Source organism: Paenibacillus oryzisoli, from assembly GCF_050467285.1.
Taxonomy (GTDB): Bacteria; Bacillota; Bacilli; order Paenibacillales; family NBRC-103111; genus Paenibacillus_E; species Paenibacillus_E oryzisoli_A.
Window position 1 is genome coordinate 248,285 of sequence record NZ_JBCMUN010000020.1, and the last position, 23,528, is coordinate 271,812.

The window sequence follows — 23,528 nt, forward strand, 5'->3', positions numbered from 1 at the left end:
ATGGCTTTACATCGATGGAAGACTCAATTGTCCGGCATGCTTGTCTCGCTGCTGCTCGCCAGCCTGCTTCTGGCACTCTTGCCTCAACCGGTTGCCCGGGCGGCTGTGCAGTCTTTTCCGATTTCCCTGCAGCTGAACAATATGGATTCGGCGACGAATTCGACCGGCGATACGGTCGGAACGGCAGGCGTAGCCGTCGTGGCGAACACGTACGGCGATTACGTGAAGGAGGGCACAGGCTCGAAGAAGTGGCTGCTCGCCTTTAATGACGGCACGACGGATATTGCTGGCTCGGCGCTCATTTATCCGAAGCTGGCACCGAACGTCGATTTGAACGGCTACTCTACGCTCAAAGTGTGGGCGTATTCCGTGAAGGCGAGAACCGGCGATCAGGCGGAGAAGCCGATTCAGATTCGCTTTTTTATGAAGGGCGATTCTCAATATTACTATTACCGCCTGCCGCTTGACTGGACGGGCTGGAAAGAAATCGAAGTACCGCTTAGCGTCGTGCAGAACCAGAAGAGCAGCGATTCCGTCAAAGCATGGGGGCCGCTTGATTATGTCCGCTTCGACCAGGCTGGCGTATCGGGTACGACACTCGATCTTGGCTTGCAGATCTATTTGGACGACCTGCGGCTGACCAACGATGCGGAAGTGCATCCGGTGACAGCGGATAAGCCGTCAGGCGAGTATGTCAACAAAGTAACGGTCAGCTTGTCTTCGCTGACGAAGCCGTCCGTGCTGGCAAAGCTGTACTATAAGCGAGTGGGCATAGACAGCGAGTTCCAGCTGTACACGGGGCCGCTGACGCTGACCTCCGATACGACGTTGGTGACGAAATCGTCGCTGAACAATGTGGAGAGCGAGGAAACGACGTATCAGTATACGTTCGTGTATCGCGACTATACGGAAAATGTGACGGCTTCGCCGCCGGCCGGTACTTATGCGGAGGCTAAGACGGTGGCTCTCGCTTCTGCAACTGCTGGCGCAGCCGTGTACTATAAGGTGGAAGGCGTAGACAGCGTATATAAGCTGTACACGACACCGCTGCTCGTCGATCATTCGCAGACGATTGTAACGAAGGCCGAAGAGGGCGGCAAGGTGAGCGAAGAAGTTAGCCACGCGTATACGATCGACCTGTCTGGCAGCAGTTCGACGCCGATCGGCGATACGGAGACGTTCGCAGGCTGGACGAATACAACGCCGGTGACGACGCCTGCCGTGTTGGGAGCGAAGGCCGGTCGTTGGACCGATCCAACGACAGCGATTAACATTTCGGGCATTACGGCGCCATGGCAGCAAAACGATCAGATCGAATTCTGGCTGTATTCGGGCAAGGCGTCGGGGAAAAAGATTTATTTTATCCTGGAGTGTAACATTCCGGACCCTGGCTTCGATTACTTCATGTCCTCCTTCTACGTGGACTGGGTCGGCTGGAAGAAAATTGAGATTCCGTTCAACAAAATGCTGAATTCCACGGGGCTGGCGGACTTCGCCAACTTCCACCAGATTATTATTCATCCACGGTGGTACGATTCCGACCCTGTGCCGGATCCGACGGATGAGCTGATCTTTGACAACTTTGCACTGGCCAAAAATGCGGTGGAGCCTTCCATCAAGCAGATCGACAAAAGCGCGTTGCCAGGCAGCACGGTGCACTACACGTTCTCGCTGAAAAATATCAGCGATGCCTCGACAGCGTACGGCATTTCGCCGAAGACAACGTTCGGTGCTGGCTACACCGCAAATGTCGTGTCGACGACGCCTGTTGTCGCGAAAGGCGCGGAGACGGATGTTGACGTCGAGGTGCAAGTACCGGCTGGAGCGCAGGCTGGGGATTCGCTGAAAGCGAGCTATACCGTCACTCCGCTGCAGGGCGGCAAAGCTGTGACGATTGAGCTGGGGCTGAAAGTTGGGGCGCCGAGGGCTGCGACCATGCAGCATCCGTACATCATGGCGTCGCAGACGCAGCTGGATGAAGCCAGAGCGAAGATCGCAAGCTTCGGTTGGGCGCAGGATTATTTGGACGCGATCAAGGTGAAAGCCGACAGTTGGCTGGACAAAACGGTGTACTACCCGTCGAAGCCGGCGGGCGAGAGCACGCTGTACGTGTGCGGCGATACGCCGCTTGTGTTTGACTACGACAAGCCTTTCGAGCACTTATGCCCGACCGACAATACGTGGGTCAAAGGCGATGCGGTAGATGCCGCATGGCGGTTCACCGCCCATACGGTCAATATCGAGGCGATCCGCAACCTCGCGATTACGTATGCGCTTAGCGGAGACACGCGCTTTGCGGTGAAAGCGAAAGACATGCTTTTGCATTATGCAGAGCTGTATCCGAGCTACTCCTTGCAAGCGCTGAACGGCAGACTGTACTATCAGTCGCTGGACGAAGCGGTGCAAATGATCGAGCTTGTGCAGGCGTACGATTTGATTGAGCCGAGCGGCTTATTCAGCGCAGCGGAAAAGTACAACGTCGAGCAAAATTTGTTTGCGCCATCGGCGAAGACGCTGCAAGGCTACGATGTCGGGAAATCCAATTGGCAAACTTGGCATAATGCCGCCATTGGCGCGATCGGCGCCGCTTTGGAGGACCGGACGCTGATGGACTTCTCCGTTTCGGGTCGAAGCGGGTTCAACTTCCAGATGGCGAACAGCGTATTGTCCGACGGCTTCTGGTACGAAGGGGCCATCGGCTACCATTTCTACGCGCAGTCAGCGCTTTTCTTCCATGCGCAAGCGTTGAAGAATATGGGCTATGACTTGTTCGCGAACGCGAATTTTAAAAAGACGTTCGATGTCACCTTGCAGTACGCGTTCCCGGATCTCGGCATCATCAACAGCAACGACTCCGGCAAGTATCCGACGAGCTTGGCGGCGCCGGGCCGGGTTGTGCCGATGGATTACGAAGGCGTCTACGCGGAGTATAATGACCCGACGTACGGGGCGCTTCTGAGCAAGCTGTATAACGATAAGGGCCGGGTACGGGGCGGCTTCGTAGTACCGGGGAATTCCAGCTCAGGCATCGTCGGAGAGCAGGCGGTTTTCTACGGAAAATCGGCCATTCCAGCAGGCGGTACGTTGACTTCGGCGAGCAATAATTTCACGGGGCTGGGCCACTCGGTTATTCGGGCGGGTACAGGTGACGATCAACTGTACACTTTGGTGGATTACGGTCTGCATGGCGGTTATCATGGACACCCGGACTTGCTGCACCTGGAGATTTTCGGCAAGGGCGAGCGTTTGGCACCGGACCTCGGCATTCCGCCTTACAGCAATTCGATGTACACGACGTATTATAAAAAGACGTTCTCCCACAACACCGTAGCGGTGGACGGCGATACGCAAGTGACGCCGATGGTGAACAATGTGGAAGTGTATGAGCCGACGAAGCTGTTCCTGCAAGCGGGGCCGCTTGGCATTATGACGAACTCGGCAAAAAAAGCGTACGACGGGCTGAACCGTTACGAGCGAACGGTTGCGGTGACGAAAGATTATGTCATCGATCTGTTCTCGCTCGATTCGGCGACAGAACGGCAGTATGACTGGATTTTGCATGGTATGGGCGACTTTACGCCGGGGACGGAGATGGCGCCGTTTGCGGAGCCGCTGGGCGCGAAGGATGCGTATCCGTTCTTCAGGAACGGCAAGTCGGTCGGCTTGACCGGCAGCTGGGAAGGCGTCTGGAAGACGGCGAACGGCAACGGGCTTAAGCTGTTCAGCTTGACAAGCTCGCAGGGCGCGCCTTCGACGATGATCGTCGGCGAAGCGCCGGGGCCGGGCAACGACACCAGCGTGTATACGCCGACCTTGGTCAATCGTGTCGTCGGCAAGAGCGCGCAGTTCGTCAGCGTGCTGGAGCCGTACAGAGGCACGAGCGGGATTGCGAGCGTAACGAAAACGGACGCTTCACATGTGGAAGTGAAGCTGAAGGACGGCCGCAAGCAGCTGTTCTACTATAACAGCGGGGCGGAAGCTGTCGGTGAGCTGCAGTACTACTTCGTCGACGGCAAGCAGTATGTGCCCGACGACGTTGCGGTAACGTCGAGCTTGAACGCTGGCGAGCTCAGCCTGACAGCCGAACTGGCGGATGTCGACAGCTTGACGGCGGTCGCTTATGCACCAGCGGTGACGAAGGTGCTGCTTAATAGCACAGAGGTACCGTTCACGACGGACAACGGCTTTGTGATGGTGACTGTGAGCAATGGAACGGATCCGGGCACGACGGACCCAGGTACTACGAATCCAGGCACGACCGATCCAGGTGACTCCACTCCGTCTTCCCCATCGGGGCCGTCTGCACCTTCGACGACCGCTGGTCATTCGGAGAAACAGGTGGCTGTGGGTGAAAGCGGTCAGTTAGAGATGACGAAGGAACTTGTCGTACAGATTCCTGCGGGAGCCATGCCTCAAGCGACGAAATACGTGGTTGAGAAGCTGAGCGATCCGGCTGTCGTTGAGGGGCTGCTCAAGGGCGGGGTTGAAGCGCTGAGCCCGATTTTCGAAATTACGAAAGATCAGGCCGGACAGTTCACCGTGCCGATCAAACTGGTGTTTACGTTCGATCCATCGAAAGTGAAGCAAGGGCAAAAGCCTTCGGTTCATTACTACGATGAGACGAAGAAAGTGTGGGTGGACATGGGCGGCACGGTCAATGGCGATACCATCGAAGTGACATCCAACCATTTGACCAAATTCGCTGTGCTGAACGTGGAGGCGAAGACGCCCGAGCAGCCGCTTCTATCCGATATTGCCAATCACTGGGCGGCAGCGGACATTCGGGCGGCGATGAAAGCCGGCATCGTGCACGGGTATGAGGACGGCAGCTTCAAGCCGGATCAGGCCGTGTCCCGTGCGGAGTTCGTCGTGCTGCTGATGAACGCGCTGCATCCAGACGTAGAGCCGGCGCAGCTGACGGCCTACGCCGATCAGGCAAGCATCGGCGCCTGGGCGCAGCCGGCGATTGCGCTGGCCGCTCAGCTCAAGCTGGTGAGCGGCTATGAAGACGGCAGCTTCCGCCCGGACGCGGAGCTGACGAGAGCGCAGCTGGCCGTGATGCTGGCCGGCGCGCTGGGCGCTTCGCCGAAGGACGGGGCGCAGCCGAATTTTACGGACAGCGCCGACATCCCGGCGTGGGCGCTGGCAAGCGCAGCCGTGGTGCAGGAGCAAGGCCTCATGCAAGGCTATGAGGGCGGCCGCTTCGCCCCAGGCAAGACGGCGACGCGCGCAGAAGCGGTTGTGGTCATTACCCGCTTGCTGGAAAGCCTGAAGCAGTAAGCATAAACAAGAAGGTACAGCTAGCCTCGCAGGGCGGGCGCTGTACCTTCTTTTTGTTCGTACGTCCTCACGGCGAATTGGATGAACCTGCATGATGTACAGCAAAATCAACGAATTGGTGCGATTGTCGAGGGTAATCCTGCATTTTATACAGCAAATTTGTTGCGTTGGGCTTCAGATGGGGCATTTTGGGCAGACAAGTGGAGATTTTAATGTACTTTTTACAAGATTATAGCTAGTTTGCACCGTCTACTGGGAAATTTCCTGTAGTTTTTGCAGGTTCGGTGGAAAAGCGGCGGGAATGTGAGGGGAACAGGAGAGTGGTGAGCGGGCGGCGGGAATGCAAAGGTAGCGGGAAGGCAGTGAGCGGGAGGTGGAGATGTGAAGGGAGTAGGAAGGCGGTGAGAGGCGGCGGGATGTGGAAGCAGATGGAAGACGGCGGGGAGGCCGCATAGTGAAGGGAGAGCAGGAGTATGCAAGGTAATCGGGAGTCCCTCGAGCATTAGGCCCCAACAGCCAAAAGCCGGCTCCGAAGAGCCGGCCTTCCACCGTGGGAATTCGACCGCCGCCATGCGTCGGTGCCGCAACATGAGCGCGGGATTCACATGCGTTGCAGCACGCCGCCTGGCGATCGCCCCTAATACAGCTTCGTAATTTTCCACCAGTTGATGTCGAACCCGCCGGTGACGGCGTAGAGGCCGAACTGGTAGGTTCCGGCAGATATATTCACCTCATGAGAAACGGTTCGATACGTGGAGAAGCTGCCGGTATTCGGGATATTGATTTCGCCCAGGACGGTAGCGCCGCCGTTCAGATCGAGCGACAGTTTGCCGCCGTCGTTCGGCGTTGCGATCCGGTACTCAACCAAATATCGACCCGACGTCGGGATGTTCACGCCCGTAAAAGCGATCCAATCCTGATTGTCGATGCCGCCGACGTTTTGCCCGCCGCCGGTGTCTGGCGTCGTTTCGGTCATGACGCCGCTCATGGCGTTATAGCTCTCTGCCTGGAAAGTGCGGGTGAAGCAGCCGCCAGGACTCAGCTCGCAGATGTCATTCTTGTTGGTAGACACTTTCAGATCGTCATACCAGATGTAGGAGTCGTTCTGTGGCGCAAAGGCTGAGGTGGCGCCGCCGAAGAAGGAAGAGAAGTAGGCGGTGTCGACCAAATCGCTATTGCGTACGAAACGCAAGCCGGTAATGTTGGCGGCGGAGACGCCATTGTACCAGATTTGAATTTCACCGTCGGGATTTGCGTTGCCGCCTGTCACGGTATTTACCTTCAGGCGCTGCACGATGTTGACCCAGGAGCCTCTTGGGTAATAAATGTCGTTTCCATTGTTTTTCAACACGGCATAAGAGCCGTAATTTCCGGAATTGCCGGAGTTGTTCATGTCATAATAGTAGATCGCAGCTTGGCCGCCTGCGCGCCAGATCATCCGGGAGCTGAAGCCATTATAGCCCGTGCATACATTACCGCCTGAGCAAGCGCTTGCGCCACCTCCGGCGAGGCCCAGCCCTAATTTGCCTGCATGCTCGGTCGAGCCCCAACTGAAATCGCTGCTGAACCTTACCCAATACGATAAGTAGTATTCCTGTCCGGGTGTTAGCGTGAAAGGAGCTTGCGCACCGGAATTTTGAGGATCAATTTGCCCGGCCGGATAAAAGACGCGCAGCGACTGGCCCCCGGAGTGATTAAAGTTGTAGCCGTCCATCCACGTTCTCGTGCTCATCCCGAGGTCCCACGGCGCACTCCAGCCGTCGAGGCCCCATTGTGCGAGTGTGTAAGCGCTTCCTCTTGCGGGCCGCTCAAACGTATTGTATTTTGGTGCCGCTAACGCGCTCACAGATCCCATGAGCAGAAAAAGAACAAGTGCGAGCAAACCTACTTTGATTTTCATAACCTTCCTCCTAGTCGTTAATTGGCCAAACGGACAATCCATGCGAGCCGCTCTTGCTGTTGTTTCACTTTCTTGACCTGCAAGCGAGGTGTATCACCTTCCTCCTTCATCTGGGATTTCTCTCCAACGCGCAAAAACACCAAGATTACGGAATGCCGCGAGTTCTTGGTGTTTGCGTATTTCTATTGTAGCTGCGGAGTCGTGTTCCCACTATCGTCCGATGTTTGGAAAGGTCGCCATTCTCATAGGAATGCCGCCGAATCGAGTTGTCATTTTTTACGATTCTTGTTCAGTTACTTCCCCTTCCAGGGGGGATCGCCGTATTTATGCAGCGCTTCATTGATTTTGTTCACGGTGTACGGAATGACAAAGGCCAGTATCGTACAGAGGTATACCTCCCAAGTTGGCAGAAAATGCAATAGCTTATGCAGCACGGTGTTCATCACTCACTTCGATTAATATCTCCGATTCTGCGGATATCAACGCTGGCATGGACGTCAATCGGAATGTTGGCGAAGCGATGCTCGCCGCTGTTCCAATCGGCTTCCAAAGCGGTCCATAGACGGTAGTGATTTTGATTCAGATATTCGCCTAATCCGATCACATCTTTTTGGTAACGGCTCTGCAGCGTATGAATCGTTGCTTCGCAGACGTGCACGATTTGCTCTTCAATCGCTTTTTGGAGCATCGTGATGTTGTTTAGTTTGGTTAGGTCAAGTTGCTCGGCCGTCTTCCCAATGTAGCCTTCCGCAGTGATGGCGATCATAAACTTTTGAATTTCATTGCCTTCCAGGACGGCAGTGATACGGCTATGTTCATTATCGAAGCCGAAATCAAGAAGTTGTCCGTCCAATTTGACTTCGAGCGTGCCTCCCTTGACATCGCCTTTCAGCAAATTCAGCCCCTGCGTTTCCTCATCGGACAAAAAGCCGACAAACCGGTTTTTATTATCGATGACGGCCGCGCCGGTAAGCGACATTTTGCCATGGGATGATTTGATTTTTTGAACGACATAGGCGTTGTTCTTCAGCAATTGTTCATGCAGATCACCGATTCGCGTTGCCGGCACCATGGCGTTGTTGTTCTTGATGTTGTTAATGGTCGATTCAATGTAAGCAATCGGGTATTTTTCGTTGAGCGAGTCGACGGAGAGCACTTCTTTGGCCGGCCCATCGGTTATTAATATTTTCACGCCCCGGCGAATCTCGTTGTCCCGAAGAAAATAGTCCATAATATCCGCGATATTGTTTGATCCTTTGGCCAGGTCAGAGGAGATGGCGATGATTTTGAGATGCTCAAAATACGGCGATCGGCTCGTTTCCGCCGCGATCTTGGAGGAGATTGCGGGCATAGAATTGCCGAATGCACTGATATTAAAGTAGGTGCCTCCTGTTGAAGCGGTAGAGACTTCTTTGCTGCTGCCGCTTTGTTTAAGCCCGGCAGGGACGATGATCTGATAAGTGCTCCTGTAGGTGGGGACGCTCTTTGGCGCTTCCTGATCTTGTTTTTCTGTCACGTTCCCCATATCCACGGCTACGCCGGTAACGAATCCTCGTTGGTCGATTTCGACACGATCCCAACACCCGGATAGGAATAGCATCAGGAGAATCAGGCCGATTTTTCGAATCATAGCGATTTCACCCCGCGAAGTTTGGCCAAGACGAACAGCAGACTGGGAAGCAGAATGCCGATAAGCAGACCGAGATAGCTGACGTAGGCCCCAACCTTGGCGAATTCCGTTACATTACGGGGAAGCATGCCAATGAAATAGATGAAGGGGCTGAGCGTAAACGCAAGGGATTTGCGGGAAGCCTTCGGAAACAGATGGCTGAGATTGTACACGGCGAGATCGACCGCCATGCTGGATGTGTTGAAGATGGTCATCATCCATATGGCGAAAAAGATCGACTCGAATCGTTCGAAAAATTCACCGGGAATTTCAATCTCTTTAGCGAGCTCCACAGCGGGATAACCGATTTCTCTCAAGGCGTAATGCGTAAAGACGCCAACACCAATCACATAAACGGCCAGGTACAGGATGACCGGCATGGCTACGCCAATGAGAGCCGCCTTTGGGGCATCCTTCGGATTGCGCATCATGGTGATATAGAACAGGACCAATTCGAAGCCAAGAAAGGAGAGCACCGAATCCTTGGCTGCGACGAATAATCCTTTCCACCCCGTCACAAAGAACGGCTTCAAATCTGCGACGTGAAAGATGCTCAGGCTGAAGATCAAGACGATGCCGATAATGGCGAGTACAATGGGCAGAAACAGCATATTGAGGCGAACCAGCCCGATGCGTGTACCCGCCACCGCATAAATGACGACGAGCAGGAAGATCAAGGCAACGACCTCGACAGGCGTACGTTCAAATAAATATTGTTTGGAAATATTGGAAATCGCTCGAATCACGTACGCTGCGAACAAAAGGTAGTACAGGAACATGCCGCAGACGATCACGGCGGCGACAGGCTTGCCGACAAGCCTTGACGTGAAGGCAAAGAAACCCTCGGCATGATACAGCACGGCAAATTTGGCCAGTATATACGCAGCGCCGAGCATGACGATGCCGGCAGCAAGAATGGACATCCAGCCATCGGAGGCTTCGGTAGAGGTTGCTACTAGCCTGGGCAAGGTTAAGATGCCTACGCCAACGACCATAGATGAGATGGAGACGGCCATATCCCGGAGCTTCATTTCTTTGTCGCCATACGTAAAGTTATTCATTGCATCACCGTCATTCTTTCTGTAAGCGGTCCGGATCCTCGGGCTGATCCAGCTGTGGTCGTGTTTTCATAAACGTGAGAGGTGCCCGTAAAACCATATCCTTCAAGTCCTTTAGAAATAAAGGAGCAAGGGGCGCAGAATACGGAATCCCGAAACTTTTCAAGTTGACAAAGTGAATGCTGATCATGATAAACGCCAGGATGATTCCGTATAATCCGAAGAAGGCGGCCGTGATCATGATGCCAAAGCGAATCATACGCAGCGAAATGGCAAAAGAATAGGACGGATACGAAAAGGAGGCAATCGCTGTGATGGCCACGACGATAACCATGACCGGACTTACGATTCCCGCCGACACCGCCGCTTCCCCGATGACCAATCCTCCCACGATACCGATGGTTTGACCGATTGCCTTGGGGAGGCGAACTCCCGCTTCCCGGAGTAATTCCAGTGTCGTCTCCATGATGAAAGCCTCCACAACCGCTGGAAAGGGAACGCCCTCCCGCGAGCCTGCGATAGAGAAAGCAAGCTTGGACGGAATCATACCATGGTGATATTCCAGCAGTGCGATATACATCGCCGGCAAAAAGGTTGCGATCAGCCCCGCAATCGTGCGCAGCAAGCGAGTTAATGTCGCGATCAGCCAAGTCTGATAAAAGTCTTCCGGCGACTGGATGTTGGAAACGAACGTTACTGGCAGAAGCAGCACGAAAGGATCACCGTCCACGAGAACGGCTGCTTTGCCCTGCAGCAGAGCTCCCGAGACTTTATCGGGTCTTTCCGTGTTGGCAATGACCGGAAAGGGGCTGAGGAAACTATCTGTAATCCATTGTTCGACCGTGGCCGAGCCCGCAATGTCATCAATATCGATCGAGTTGAGCCTGCGCTCGGCTTCCCGGACAATCTCGGGATGGATAATGTCTTCAATATAAGCGAGAACGACTTGTCTTTTGGATCTGCGGCCTATCGTAAATGCCCGGTATCGCAATTTTGGATCGTGAATTCTGCGCCGCAGCAATGCCGTATTGGTTCGAATATCCTCAATAAAGCCTTCGCGCGGCCCGCGGATCACGGATTCGGTTTGCGGCTCTTCGATGCCTCTGGTTTTCCAACCTTGGCTGTCGATCAGCATGACGGTGTCGAGTCCGTCGATAAAAACCGCTGTATTGCCCGAAAGCACGCTATATAATGCATCGTCGAGGGAGAACCCATCATCGAGATTAAAGGTAGCCACAATATGCGCGGCGACTCCCTGTGGCAGCTCCGACACTGCAATATCCTGGAAGTCATGCAGCAGCGGCTTAATCAGTTCTTCATTAATGGTATATTTATCGACGAGTCCGTCGAGATAAACGGCAGCGCACGGATGCAGCGTCTGGCCGATGGAAAACTTGCGGATCACCAGATCGATCGGTGTGGACAGCACATTTTGAATATAGGCGATATTATCTTCCAGACTGATGGACACCGGCGTTTCGGCGGATTGTGGAGAATTGGCAGGAGGCTGCCCTCCTCCGTTCCCGAACTTGAGAGATTTCAGAAGCACAGCATCCCTTCTTTCTGTCACCTTTCCATCAGTTATCTCCAAAAGCGAGGGAAATAAAACCATCGTCAAGGCGCGGAAGAGCGGCTGTTAGGCAGGGAATGGGAAGTGGGCGCAAAAAAAGCGCAATCCCTGACTGCATCAAGCAGTGGGGTTTGCGCTTTTTGTCGCCGAAATGGTCAGAATCGGAAGCACGACCATCGTAAACAGCAGGATATAGAGCGTAGTTGACGTTCGCCATGGTTTACGGAGCAGGCTCATCGCTGTTCGTCCTCTTTTTCGGGATGGGGGAGTTGTAGTGTTTTTTTTACACGCTTTTATTGAACATATAATTACGTTAAACTTATTTATGATAAGCTGTTTGCAAAGAAGTTTTATTGTACTCACCATATGAAGAGGATGCAGATCATGCCGATTAATTCTTATGATAACTATCCAATGAGCTGGAAGCCTTCGATTGATAAAACCCAAAAACCTATCTATAAAGTACTCGCAATGCAGTTGAAGCAGGATATTTTTAACGGAGTTTTACTACCTGGAACAAGGCTTCCATCGCAGCGAGAGCTGGCCGATTATTTAGACTTGAATTTGAGCACCATTTCCAAGGCATTCAAAATGTGCGAGCTAAAAGGTTTGTTAAGTGCAGCGGTTGGCAGTGGGACATATGTCTCATATGATGCTTTATCGAATGCTTATTTACTCGAAGATACCAAGCCGGGTCATTTAATTGAAATGGGAGCAACACTACCAGATAATGCTTCATACGAGCCACTGCTTCTCCAACTTAAAAGTATGTTGCAAGAGACGGATTATGAAAAATGGTTTGGTTATGGTCGAGCTGGAGAAAACCTTTGGCAAAAGGATGCGGCGCTCAAACTCATCCGAAGAGGTGGCCTTATAACAACAGTCGATCGCATTTTATTTGCGAATGGCGCTCAAAATGCTATTGCTGCAGCTCTTGCGAGTCTATGCAGGCCCGGAGACCGCATTGGTGCCGATACGCATACTTACCCTGGTCTAAAAACGGTTGCAGCGATGCTGAGTATACAAATCGTACCAATAAAATCAGAAAACGATGAAATGAGTCCATTTGCGTTGGAATATGCATGTAAAAATGACAATATTAAAGGTATTTACGTGATCCCGGATTACCATAATCCAACAGCTAATATCATGTCTGTAGAGAATCGAAAGAAGATTGCAGCTATCGCCAAAACGTATAATCAGTTCATTTTAGAAGATACGTCATATAGTCTCCTTAGTGAAAAACCGCTTCCGCCAGTTGCCTCATTTGTGCCTGAACAGACCATTTTCATTGCGAGTTTGTCGAAAATAATCGCACCGGCGTTACGGTTAGCCTATGTCGCAGTGCCGGTTCAATTCAAGGATTCAATGTCAAAGGCGCTTTATAATTTAAATGTTTCAGTTTCGCCGTTATTTGTAGAATTGGCAGCTCGTACGATTGTATCTAACCAATTCGAATTGATCATTAAGGGGCATCGGGAACAAGCCATTCGAAGAAACCAACTGGTAAACCGATATTTAGCAGATTACACCTGCATTGGAGCTGAAACAAGCAATTTCCGTTGGCTGCTGTTACCAAGCAAGGTGACTGGTTTTGAGTTCGAAAGGTTAGCCGCGCAGCAGGGAGTACAAGTGTATGCTGCTGATCGATTCGTCGTTGGAAATAGTTCTCCAGAGCGGGCTGTAAGGATTGCAGTTTGCGCACCAGAAACACTTGAGGAGTTGGAGGAAGGATTAATCATTCTTCAAAAGGTACTTGATGAGCTTGCATAATATTGTTTGCCATACAATTTAATTATTGTATGGCTTTTTTTCGTGTGCTATGATGGGGCAAACTTGTTGAAGGATAACAGGCAATCCTCATGATAGGAAAGAGGAATCGTGATGTGCACTTCTATTGTTATTGTTGGAGCTGGATTAAGCGGCCTTCGGGCAGCGTCTTTACTTCATTCACATGGCATCAAATGCAGAGTACTGGAGGCTAGGGATCGGATTGGGGGAAGGGTATTGAGCGCCTCCGACCTGAATAGACCTGACTTAGGGATTTTTGATCTGGGACCGACATGGTTCTGGCCGCAGTATGAGAGCAAGATCTCCAATCTTGTAAAAGAATTGAATTTGAAGACCTTCACTCAGTACACCAAAGGGGCAATGCTTTTGGAACGGTTCCCCAATCAACTCCCAGAGCGATATATACTTCCAGAAAATTCAAATGAGAGGTCGATTCGATTCACAGGAGGGGTGAAGTCGCTTGTTGATGCGGTTGAAGATACGCTTCCCTCCAGTATCGTCGAGTTAGGAACACGAGTAACAGCCATTCGGCTGGATAAAACAGGTGCTGTAAAGGTTGAAGCAACCCTTGCAGATGGAAAGACTGCACAAATTTCAGCAGACACTGTGATTCTTGCGATGCCGCCTAGAATAGTGGCGCGGCAGATTGAATTCTTTCCTCCACTGCCCCCTGATCTGATGGATGACCTTGTGGGCAAACCTACGTGGATGGCAGGGCAGGCCAAGGCGGTTATCATCTATGATCGTCCTTTTTGGAGAGACTCAGGACTTTCCGGGTTTGTATCTAGTCGGGTAGGACCCTTGCAGGAAATCCATGATGCCTCTCCCGATCAGGGCTCTGGAGCATTATTTGGCTTCTTAGGCATACCGGCAGAAGTACGCCATGAAATGCGTCAAGACCAAATAAAAAAGACGGTGATTGAGCAATTAATAAGGCTTTTTGGAGCTTCGGCTGAGCAGGTAAGAGCTTTTCTTTACAAGGATTGGTCGGAAGATGCGGAAACTGCTGTTGGGCAAGACTTGGAACCGCTTATGAATTATCCTTTGTATGGTCAACCTCGGGTAACGGGAGTATGGGAGAAGAAAGTGCTTTTTGCCGGAACAGAGACAAATTCGCAATTCGGTGGTCATCTGGAAGGTGCCCTTCAGTCAGCAGAAAAGGCTGCTCTCGATATTATTCAAACGAAAAATAAAACTTAATTCCCTGTGCTCTTATATAGAATAGGAGGAATAGATTGATGTCGAGCGAAACGTCGATCGTGAAGGAAAAAATAGAAGGCATGGAGGAATCTCTGAAGATTTATGTGGATTCTCCCGAGAAGCAGCGTCAGTTGCACAAAAGAACAATGATCGTCGTCATTGCTTCCCAAATTTTTGGCGGGGCTGGATTGGCGGCTGGGATCACGGTAGGGGCTCTGCTAGCGCAGGATATGCTTGGCACAGACGGCTTTGCCGGAGTTCCGGCTGCCATGTTTACGTTAGGTTCTGCTGCCGCGGCGCTAATCGTCGGCCGTCTGTCTCAACGCTTGGGGCGTCGTGCAGGGCTGTCTGCGGGTTTCTTCACAGGCGGTCTTGGAGCTGCGGGTGTCGTCCTTGCAGCCGTCTTTAATAATATAGCCCTACTATTCCTTTCGTTGCTGGTCTATGGAGCAGGCACCGCTACCAACTTGCAGGCACGATATGCCGGTACGGACTTGGCACTCCCGACGGGGCGGGCCAAAGCGATTAGTGCGGCCATGGTTTTCACAACGTTTGGCGCGGTTGCCGGACCGAATCTCGTGACGGTTACGGGTTGGATAGCTGTTTCTATGGGTGCTCCTGCATTGTCCGGGCCATTTATGCTGGCAGCTGTCGCTTATACGGTAGCGGGGTTGGTACTGTTCATTTTCCTGCGACCTGATCCTTTAATCGTGGCAAAGCGCATTGCAGAAGTGCAACGCATCAAAGATAGTCAGAGTAACACACAGCAACTCCATTCGCAGGAAGCGAGCCTTAACAAACGAGGAATCCTCGTGGGTACATCGGTTATGGTGCTAACTCAAATTGTCATGGTAGCCATTATGACCATGACACCGATTCATATGAAGCATCATGGACACGGGCTTGGTGATGTTGGGATCGTAATCGGTATTCATGTTGCTGCCATGTATTTGCCTTCGCTGCTCACAGGGGTTCTCGTCGATAAGTACGGACGTAAGCCGATGTCCTATGCATCAGGCGTTACCTTACTTTTGGCTGGTCTGTTGGCTGCACTTGCACCAGGTGATTCAATGGGATATCTCATTCTCGCTCTTGCGCTTCTCGGATTAGGGTGGAATTTCGGTTTAATTAGCGGGACAGCTGCAATCGTGGATGCGACTACGCCTCAAATACGGGCGAAGACACAAGGAACCGTGGACGTTCTGATTGCATTGTCAGGAGCATCTGGAGGTGCATTGTCTGGAATGGTTGTGGCTCAGTCCAGCTATTCGACACTCGCTTTAGCTGGGGGATTTTTGTCTTTATTGTTAATACCGATTGTTTTGTGGTCCCGGAGAGAGGCATGATTCTAATAATTCGGAGTTGAAAATGGAACCTCTGCGGGCTGACTGCAGAGGCTTCTTTTTATTTCATCCATTCATAAGGATTCCCTTATCGTATTTTAGCATGTCGACCGTATTTTCGAGATAAAGTGAAGACTTTTTGTTCGAATCCGTATGTAAACGTTCTACATTTTTAACTATACTGTGCTTGATTGGTCAGGCCCCGATGAGCCTGTTTCCGTCTTGGCTGGAAGGAAGTACAGAAAAGAAGGAGGTTCAACGCAGATACGATTTTGGCTATGACGGCATGGCAGGGTATTGGGGGTAAATGTAAACGGATGAAAGGAAGTGTTTAATTTTGAAACGTGCCTTATACGGCTTTCTATTTATGCTGATCTGTTTCGGTATGACACTACAGTTTATTGCCGGGAATCCGGCTGTGGCGGCAGCAGAAGAAGCCCCATTGCATGAAGATTTTAACTACACCACAGGGCCCTACAGCAGCGGCAGTTTGCTAGGAAGCCTTTGGACCGTCTACAACCAGAACGACAGCGGCGTAGTAGAAATCAAGGAAGAAAGTGACGGGAACAAATATCTGCACTTGCAGAATTACAACGGAAGCAATAAAGGGAAAGTAAGCGTATACAACACGGCGCCATTGGCCCAGCAGACGGGGACGGTCACGATGGATCTCCGCGTGCGGCGGATGGTTGGCGTTAGCGCAACGAATTCTTATCCTGAACTGCGTATCTTCAATAGCCAAAGTTCCTTCAAGACAGCTTTGGCCTCGTGGGACACCAACCGGCCAAACGCTGGCGTAGTCGCAATCAGCCAGGGATTTTGGACAATTAACAATGCTTACTACAGCAGTACACCACAGGGCAATCACAAAAATTCAGGTGCTCTCATGGAAGCAGGCAAATGGTACAACCTCACGCTTGTGGGCAATTTGAGCACCAAAAAATACGATTTTTATGTGAATGGCCAACTGTATCAGAAAAATGAAGATATGCGGGAATATTCTGCTTCCGGCAGTACGGTTGATTGGTTTGCCCTCCTGGGGCTGCAAATCCTTGATACCAGTTCCAATGCAGATATTGACTTTGACGATCTGTCTATCTATAGTGGTCAGCCTATCCAGAATGCCGCTGTGAGCAGTATCACGGCAGCGGGTAGCGGCGGGTCAATCGTTTTGACGTATTCGGAAAGCACCAAGACGTACAGTGCAAGTGATATCACCGCAGATTCGGTTAATCTGACAATTAACCCGCAAGCCCAAAGCACCAATGCGAAAGGGATAAACGATTCGCTGCCGGTGACCGGCGTGACCGTCAACAGCCAAGCAGCGACCAAAGAAAGCGATACTTCTTATACCGCTACGGTCTCTTTGGTGGAAGGTGACAATACGATTCCGGTTACGCTCACGGCTGCGGATGGTCAGACGACGATGACGTATTTTGTGAAGATCACGAAATCGCTGCCTTCGCATACCACGCCAAAAGCTTATTATGTAAGCAACAGCGGAGATGACAGTAATCCAGGTACCGAAAGCCAACCTTGGAAAACGATTGAGCGGGTGAACACAGAAACATTCATCCCTGGGGACAGTATCTTCTTTAAGGCCGGGGACGTGTGGGAGGACGTTGCGCTAATACCGAAGGGTTCGGGTTCAACTGAGGCCGCGATTACCATCGGCAAATATGGCACAGGCAAGAGGCCTTATCTGAAAGGCAATGGCATAACTTACGACGATCCTTATTTTGATGCTAATGTAAAAGATAATTACAAAGATGCCAGCGGTACTACGCAGACGGCGTACTTGAATCAAAATGTCGGCAATGTCATCCGATTGCATAACCAACAGTATTGGACCATTCAAGACCTGGAGATTTCCAACACGGTTGCAGGCTTTACAGGCACTCGCGATGATTCTGCAGACGGGAACGGAAGCAAGCTGAGGGATCTTCGAGGTATCCACATTTCAGGCGATAATGGCCAGGAACTCACTGGCTTCACGCTGCAGCGCTTATATATTCATGATGTCACCGGGTTTGTTCGGTGGATTGGCGGCAATTTCGCTTATCCCGGTATTATCGGCAGGGGCGGATGGAACGTTTCCAAGCGTACCGGGGGAATCCTGATGGAGACCATGCTAGGCGACGGTGTTCATCCCACGACATTTAAAGATGTTACCTTGCAGGACAGCCGGTTGGATAATAACTCCTTCGGCGGCTTTACAATCAAGCAATGGAGTAAAGAATCGCTGACCATTGGCAACGGCGGCACTGCGCAGAACGACTGGGCTGCCCGCAGCAGCAATACGCCGCCGACTTATTTCGATTCGGCATGGGCGCCGCATCAGAATATTCAGGTGCTCAATAATACCTTTGACCAAGGCGGCTCCGATTATGCGAACGACGCGGTATACATCACCAGTGCCAGAGACGTCCTGGTTCAAGGCAATACCATACGCAATCCTGGTGTTTGCGGCATCGAACTCTACTATGTTGACAATGGGACGATTCAACTAAATGAGGTATGGGGCTCACGGCAGAAGGCCGGCGGCGGAGATTCCAATGCGATTGACCCTGATGGCTGGACGTCAGATATTATCATCCAATACAATTTCATCCATGATAATGGTGACGGTATTCTATTTTGCGGATTCGCATACAATTCGGTTATCGCCCGGTACAATCTGATTAAAGACAACTCCGGTATCGTTCTTCGGGATTCGACGGGAGACGGACTAATTCAGATCTACAACAATATTATTTATCAAGATAAGAAAACGCCAAGCACGTTCATTAACAGTGGTGGTGGCAACAACGACCAATGGTATATAAGAAATAATGAATTTTATAGCACCACACCTATTTCTAGCGATAAATTTACCGGTTCTGCAAATTTCAGTTATGGTACAACGAATTCCAACCATTTTTATAACGTAACACCCCCTGCGAAATTAGGGGCAAATTACCGATCTGGTGACCCTCTGTTTGCTGGTGCTGCCCCTTCGGGTTACGACACGCTGCCAAACAATGGAGAGCATGTAGCTCCCAACCTGGACTGGACTGCCCTTAAATTGCAAGCTGGCTCGCCGCTCATTAGCAACGGTGTGGTCTACGGAGATATGCCTGCTGAAATCAATGTGCAGCCCAACGGATTGGACGTTGCCGGCGTACAAGTCGGAAGTCCGCCAAGTATCGGCTTGTTTGAATTCACTTTTAACGGCACCTTGGCAGGTATTGTGACTAATGCGTATGGAGAAGCAGTGGAAGGCGTCGCAGTAACCATGAAACAAGGCACTGACACGTACAAAAGCGGTGTGACGAACGCCGAGGGACGCTATGAATTTACCGGCGTTGACAATGGGACCTATACCATCATCGCAGAAAAGATTGGTTACGAAGGTTCAAGCCAAGCCATCACGATCACAGACAGCACCGGAGCGGTTAATTTGTCTGTGGGGGCGCTGCTGGACAGCAACCGCACCGTGACCGGTACCGTGTCCATTCGGGACGGCGGACCGCTGGACAATGCAACGGTGACCATTACGAAAGATGGCAATGTCATTTCTTCAACGACGACGAATGCATCCGGGCAGTACACCTTGAGTGCTCCTGTTGGCGAGGGTTACGTCTTAACAGTTTCGAAGATCAACTACCGGTCGAAGGACCAACAGAACGTCACGGTGAAGGCCGAGAGCGGGAATGTGTTTGACTTCGTGCTGCGAGACGATGCTTATAAAGTATTCTTTGCCGACGATTTCAACAGCTATGCCGATGGGGCATTTAGTGGCAGCGACTTGTGGGGAGTCATCGGCACTAGCGGCAATGTGCTGGAGATCGTTCAAGACCCCGATGATCCGAGCAACAAGGTGCTGCATATGAAGCGGAACACCGGCAGCTATTTTGGCGTCTACAACAATGCAGCGCTTGGGGCAGACGGCCGGTTTACGATCAATATGCGTCTCAAACGGGGAGCGGGAAGCAGCAATCAGTATGCCTTGTATTCTTATATCGATTCCGCATTTAGAACGGATGGAGTTCCTGCTAACCCGATGGCGACGATTGTCACCAATGCCGGCCAAATCCGGACGCATAATGTAAGAGGCAGCTCCAACGTGGTGAATGCGGCTCCTTACACAGCCGATACCTGGTATGATGTCAGCAATGTTGTGAACTTGGATACCGGTACATTTGATTTCTATATAAACGGTGTGAAGGTCCTCGAGAACCAGCCGCTGCGGACTTGGAACAATACGCTGGATCGCTTGTTGATCTTTGCTTCGGACGGTACGGGAGATTTCTATGTAGATGGAATTAAAGCCTATTTCGGTACGCCTGCTGATGCCGCAGACCAACAAGCCGTTCTGGCTGCTAAAGGTATCATTGAGTCCGGCACCTATCACATAGACGCAGCTTCTGATGCAACGCAAGTACAAACTTGGCTGACTCAAACGATTAGCGGTTTGGATGGCTTGAGCAGCACGGGGGCGGTTGTAGGACAAGTGAATGTGACTTCGTTCCAACCGGCTGCTGCGGGATCTGCGGGAGCGTTTGCTTTCAATGTGTCCCTGGCGAAAGGCAGTGCAGCGCAAACGGCTGCTGGACAAGGAACGATTACAGCTTTGAATGTTCCAGATACGGAAAAACCTGTGATTACCTTGATTGGTGACTCGACGATCAATTTGGCGACAGGCTCCGTATACAGCGATGCGGGAGCGACTGCCGCGGACAACCATGACGGAGACCTCACTGGCTCGATCATGACGACCATTATCTATGGAGGGAATGTTGTTCCTTCCATCAGCACAGTGACCGAAGCGACGTATGCCGTTCATTACAACGTGAGCGATTCGGCGGGGAACGCGGCGCTGGAAGTCATCCGCACCATTCACGTCACGGTAGATCCTGATACGGCAAAACCAGAGATCACGCTGCTTGGCAATCCGGTCGTAACGGTACCGAATGGAACGGCTTATACAGATGCAGGTGCCATAGCAACGGATGACCGTGACGGAGACATCACTGGTCTGATTGTGACGACGATTACGTATGGCGGGAATGTTGTTGATACAATCAACACGGTGACCGGTGCAACCTATGTGTACCACTACAATGTGAGCGACACTGCGGGCAATGCAGCATTGGAAGTCGTGCGGACTGTCATCGTGCTGCCAAGAAACGATTCCTCTACTTCGGATCCGCAGCCAGAGACGCCATCTTCACCGCAGACGCCTGTCACATCCACGCCTGAACCGGATACGACGCCGATTCAGATCGTGAAGGCGGACGATTTAAAAGTGGAAAAGGACGGTACGATTTCAGTCGCCTTGCAAGAAGGCAAAGAAGCGGTACTGCTGCCAAACAATCTTTCGAGTGTGATTAACGACAACCGTCTGCTTTTAAGCAAGAATAACTTGACGGTTGAATTTTCCAGTCAGTTGCTTAACGATATTCAAAAGTCGCAAGCGGGTGAAGTTCAGATCAAATTCTCGATTACGCCAGCCTCCAAGGATGCAATCACCACCCAAATCAATCAGGGCACAGCTGGCAACTCGACGAAGATCGCGCTAGCTGGTGAGCTCTATGATCTTAGTTTGCATGTCGTTGCTGCAGATGGCAGCGAAGTAAAAGTGTCGACGCTCAGCGAGCCTATCGTGCTCACGTTTAAAGTAGATCCGAAGGCGAACCCCGATTTGTTGGGCGTCTATTACATCGCGCCGGACGGCAAGCTTGAATACATGGGGGGCACGCTTGCAAATGGCTTCATTAGTGCCAAGATTCCTCATTTGAGTCCATATGCCGTTTTGGAATACAACAAGGTCTTCACGGATGTAAATGATACGTTTTGGGCTCATGATGTCATCAAAGTAATGGCCGCGAAGCACATTATTGAAGGCGTCAGCGAAACGCAATACAATCCGCAGGCGCAAGTGACGCGGGCCGAATTCTCGGCCATGATTGCCCGTACGCTAGGCCTGGAAGTCACCGGCAATCTACAACCCGCATTCGCTGATGTGGACGCTAACGCTTGGTATGGCGGAGTTGTTGCTGCGGTAAGCAAGGCAGGCATCGTGCAGGGACGTGACGCTCAGACATTTGCTCCTAACGCTGCTATTACGCGTGAAGAGATGGCCGTCATGATCGTTCGCGCTTATGAAGTGATGAAGGGCAAGAAAGCGTCTGCCGAGCCGTCAAGCTCGTTCAGCGATGGCGAGCAGATTCAAGCCTGGGCTCAATCTTCCGTAAGCGCCGCACAAGCCTTAGGTCTTGTCTCCGGTCGCGAAAGCAATGCTTTTGCGCCGCAGGACTTCATGAGTCGGGCTGAAAGTGCGCAAATTCTATTTAATCTGTTGCAAAAATAAAATTTAACGTCAAGCAGGACACTTTGTCCTTCTGCCGGCTAAGAATCCCCTTACATCGCAATTAGCGAGTAAGGGGATTTCGTTTCTATCGAAAACACACGGTTAATTCAATACTGAAAGATTTTTATGCAAGTCCCTTATATACCTGACTATCCATCAACAGTACGATAAAGTAACACGAGAAAAAAGGGAGAGACGAAGAGGAGACATGGAGAAATTGAGAAACATTGTTCCGGGAGATAACAGCCGCCCTACTGAGATACCACCTGGAGACTCTAATATAGCGTATTATGGCCGGTGGGATAGAAGTGACCCAGGTTACTATCACAGTTATTGGGGAGGGGCATATTTAAAAGTCAGATTCACAGGGACGAGCGTAAAAATCAACTTGAACAAATCAACCTCTCTTCTTGTGAACATTGACAATACTGGTGATAAATTATTCCACAATGTTAATGGAACCGTAAATTTAACACCTGATGAACTCCTTCCGGGTACGCATTCCATAAAGGTCGCAGCTCAATACGATGAGATGGAGCTTGTATTTCAAGGTTTGATTCTTGACCCAGAAGCGGAAACGTTAGCTCCTTTGATATCTCAAAATAAGATTGTCGAATTCATCGGCGATTCAATTACAACTGGCGCAGACAATCCAAATGGAGACGGAGATGCTTTCGCATGGTTGGCAAGCGACTTATTAGGCGTTGAGCATACTCAGATTTCGGATCCCGGTATAGCACTCGTAGATGGATACGGATCGTCTCCTTCAGGGATGGAAACGGCATACTTCAAACTGAAAACACCTAATTACACAACAACAAATTCAGACTGGGACCATTCAACATATACGCCAGCAGCCATTGTTGTGAACCTTGGCTCAAACGACCATTACAGCAATATTGATCCGGCTTTGTTCCAAAGTCGTTACATTGTATTTTTGACAAACCTTAGGGGAAAATATCCCGATGCTGAGATATTCGGACTAAGACTTTTTAATGGATGGTTTGAGACTGAAGTTCAAAATGCTGTAGAAGCCAGAATTGTTGCTGGCGATGCCAAGGTTCACTATGTTGATACGGCAGGTTGGCTTCAAGGGTATGGAACAACCACTACAGTAGATTATGTACAGAAATCTACCGGATTTAGTGTTCACCCCTCTCGTTTAGGACACTCGAAGGCTGCTAAGCAATTGGTTCCAATTTTAAAGCCGTACTTAAACCTGCCTTTCACACAACAGCAATATCCATGAAGTGACCTTTAGAATTCATGGATCAATCGAAAGACCCATCGCAACACTCAAATAGTGAAGGCCCATGGCGCACATGCCGAGGGGCCTTTTTGTATTATTCATCAAATCTTCTGAAA

At 51.1% G+C, this 23,528-nt stretch carries 10 protein-coding genes; 6 read left to right on the forward strand and 4 right to left on the reverse strand.

Translation table 11 applies throughout. The features are described from left to right. Positions 1 to 5,280 carry an S-layer homology domain-containing protein gene (locus tag ABE504_RS28605; RefSeq protein WP_430095419.1) on the forward strand — a complete coding sequence of 1,760 codons (5,280 nt, stop codon included), beginning with the start codon at positions 1 to 3 and terminating at the stop codon, positions 5,278 to 5,280. 637 nt (positions 5,281 to 5,917) lie between these two features. On the opposite strand, the gene ABE504_RS28610 is transcribed toward ABE504_RS28605, so the two are convergent. From ABE504_RS28610 to ABE504_RS28625, 4 genes are all read right to left on the reverse strand, one after another. Continuing rightward, positions 5,918 to 7,180 (reverse strand): carbohydrate-binding protein, encoded by a 1,263-nt coding sequence (locus ABE504_RS28610; protein WP_430095421.1) that lies wholly within the window; start codon positions 7,178 to 7,180, stop codon positions 5,918 to 5,920. A gap of 442 nt (positions 7,181 to 7,622) precedes the next feature. Continuing rightward, a complete protein-coding gene (locus ABE504_RS28615) occupies positions 7,623 to 8,810 on the reverse strand; it encodes a Ger(x)C family spore germination protein (RefSeq protein ID WP_430095423.1) in 1,188 nt (395 codons plus the stop codon). Continuing rightward, on the reverse strand, positions 8,807 to 9,910 hold the full coding sequence (locus ABE504_RS28620; protein WP_430095424.1) for a GerAB/ArcD/ProY family transporter: 1,104 nt from the start codon (positions 9,908 to 9,910) through the stop codon (positions 8,807 to 8,809). Before ABE504_RS28620 ends, ABE504_RS28615 begins: the two co-directional genes overlap by 4 nt. A 10-nt stretch (positions 9,911 to 9,920) precedes the next feature. Next, complete coding sequence (locus ABE504_RS28625; protein ID WP_430095426.1) at positions 9,921 to 11,456, reverse strand: spore germination protein; 1,536 nt, start codon at positions 11,454 to 11,456, stop codon at positions 9,921 to 9,923. A 405-nt stretch (positions 11,457 to 11,861) separates the two neighbouring features. Here ABE504_RS28625 and ABE504_RS28630 point away from each other — a divergent pair, with 405 nt between their 5' ends. The 5 genes from ABE504_RS28630 to ABE504_RS28650 all read left to right on the forward strand — a co-directional run bounded on the left by ABE504_RS28630 (position 11,862) and on the right by ABE504_RS28650 (position 23,412). Next, positions 11,862 to 13,250 carry a PLP-dependent aminotransferase family protein gene (locus tag ABE504_RS28630; protein WP_430095428.1) on the forward strand — a complete coding sequence of 463 codons (1,389 nt, stop codon included), beginning with the start codon at positions 11,862 to 11,864 and terminating at the stop codon, positions 13,248 to 13,250. Between the two features lie 111 nt (positions 13,251 to 13,361). Next, the gene (locus ABE504_RS28635; protein ID WP_430095430.1) at positions 13,362 to 14,468 is read left to right on the forward strand and encodes a flavin monoamine oxidase family protein; all 1,107 of its coding nucleotides are present in this window, start codon (positions 13,362 to 13,364) and stop codon (positions 14,466 to 14,468) included. 38 nt (positions 14,469 to 14,506) lie between these two features. Then, the gene (locus ABE504_RS28640) at positions 14,507 to 15,814 is read left to right on the forward strand and encodes an MFS transporter (protein WP_430095432.1); all 1,308 of its coding nucleotides are present in this window, start codon (positions 14,507 to 14,509) and stop codon (positions 15,812 to 15,814) included. Positions 15,815 to 16,148: 334 nt separating this feature from the next. After that, positions 16,149 to 22,163 carry an S-layer homology domain-containing protein gene (locus tag ABE504_RS28645; protein ID WP_430095434.1) on the forward strand — a complete coding sequence of 2,005 codons (6,015 nt, stop codon included), beginning with the start codon at positions 16,149 to 16,151 and terminating at the stop codon, positions 22,161 to 22,163. 208 nt (positions 22,164 to 22,371) lie between these two features. Further along, entirely contained in the window at positions 22,372 to 23,412 is a 1,041-nt protein-coding gene (locus ABE504_RS28650) for an SGNH/GDSL hydrolase family protein (protein ID WP_430095436.1), read from the forward strand. Positions 23,413 to 23,528: the final 116 nt, after the last annotated feature.

Coding starts and splice junctions, on each gene's coding strand:
- ABE504_RS28650 (WP_430095436.1), top strand. CDS start 22,372: ATGGAGAAATTGAGAAACATTGTTCCGGGAGATAACAGCCGCCCTACT.
- ABE504_RS28630 (WP_430095428.1), top strand. CDS start 11,862: ATGCCGATTAATTCTTATGATAACTATCCAATGAGCTGGAAGCCTTCG.
- ABE504_RS28605 (WP_430095419.1), top strand. CDS start 1: ATGGCTTTACATCGATGGAAGACTCAATTGTCCGGCATGCTTGTCTCG.
- ABE504_RS28640 (WP_430095432.1), top strand. CDS start 14,507: ATGTCGAGCGAAACGTCGATCGTGAAGGAAAAAATAGAAGGCATGGAG.
- ABE504_RS28620 (WP_430095424.1), bottom strand. CDS start 9,910: ATGAATAACTTTACGTATGGCGACAAAGAAATGAAGCTCCGGGATATG.
- ABE504_RS28635 (WP_430095430.1), top strand. CDS start 13,362: ATGTGCACTTCTATTGTTATTGTTGGAGCTGGATTAAGCGGCCTTCGG.
- ABE504_RS28610 (WP_430095421.1), bottom strand. CDS start 7,180: ATGAAAATCAAAGTAGGTTTGCTCGCACTTGTTCTTTTTCTGCTCATG.
- ABE504_RS28615 (WP_430095423.1), bottom strand. CDS start 8,810: ATGATTCGAAAAATCGGCCTGATTCTCCTGATGCTATTCCTATCCGGG.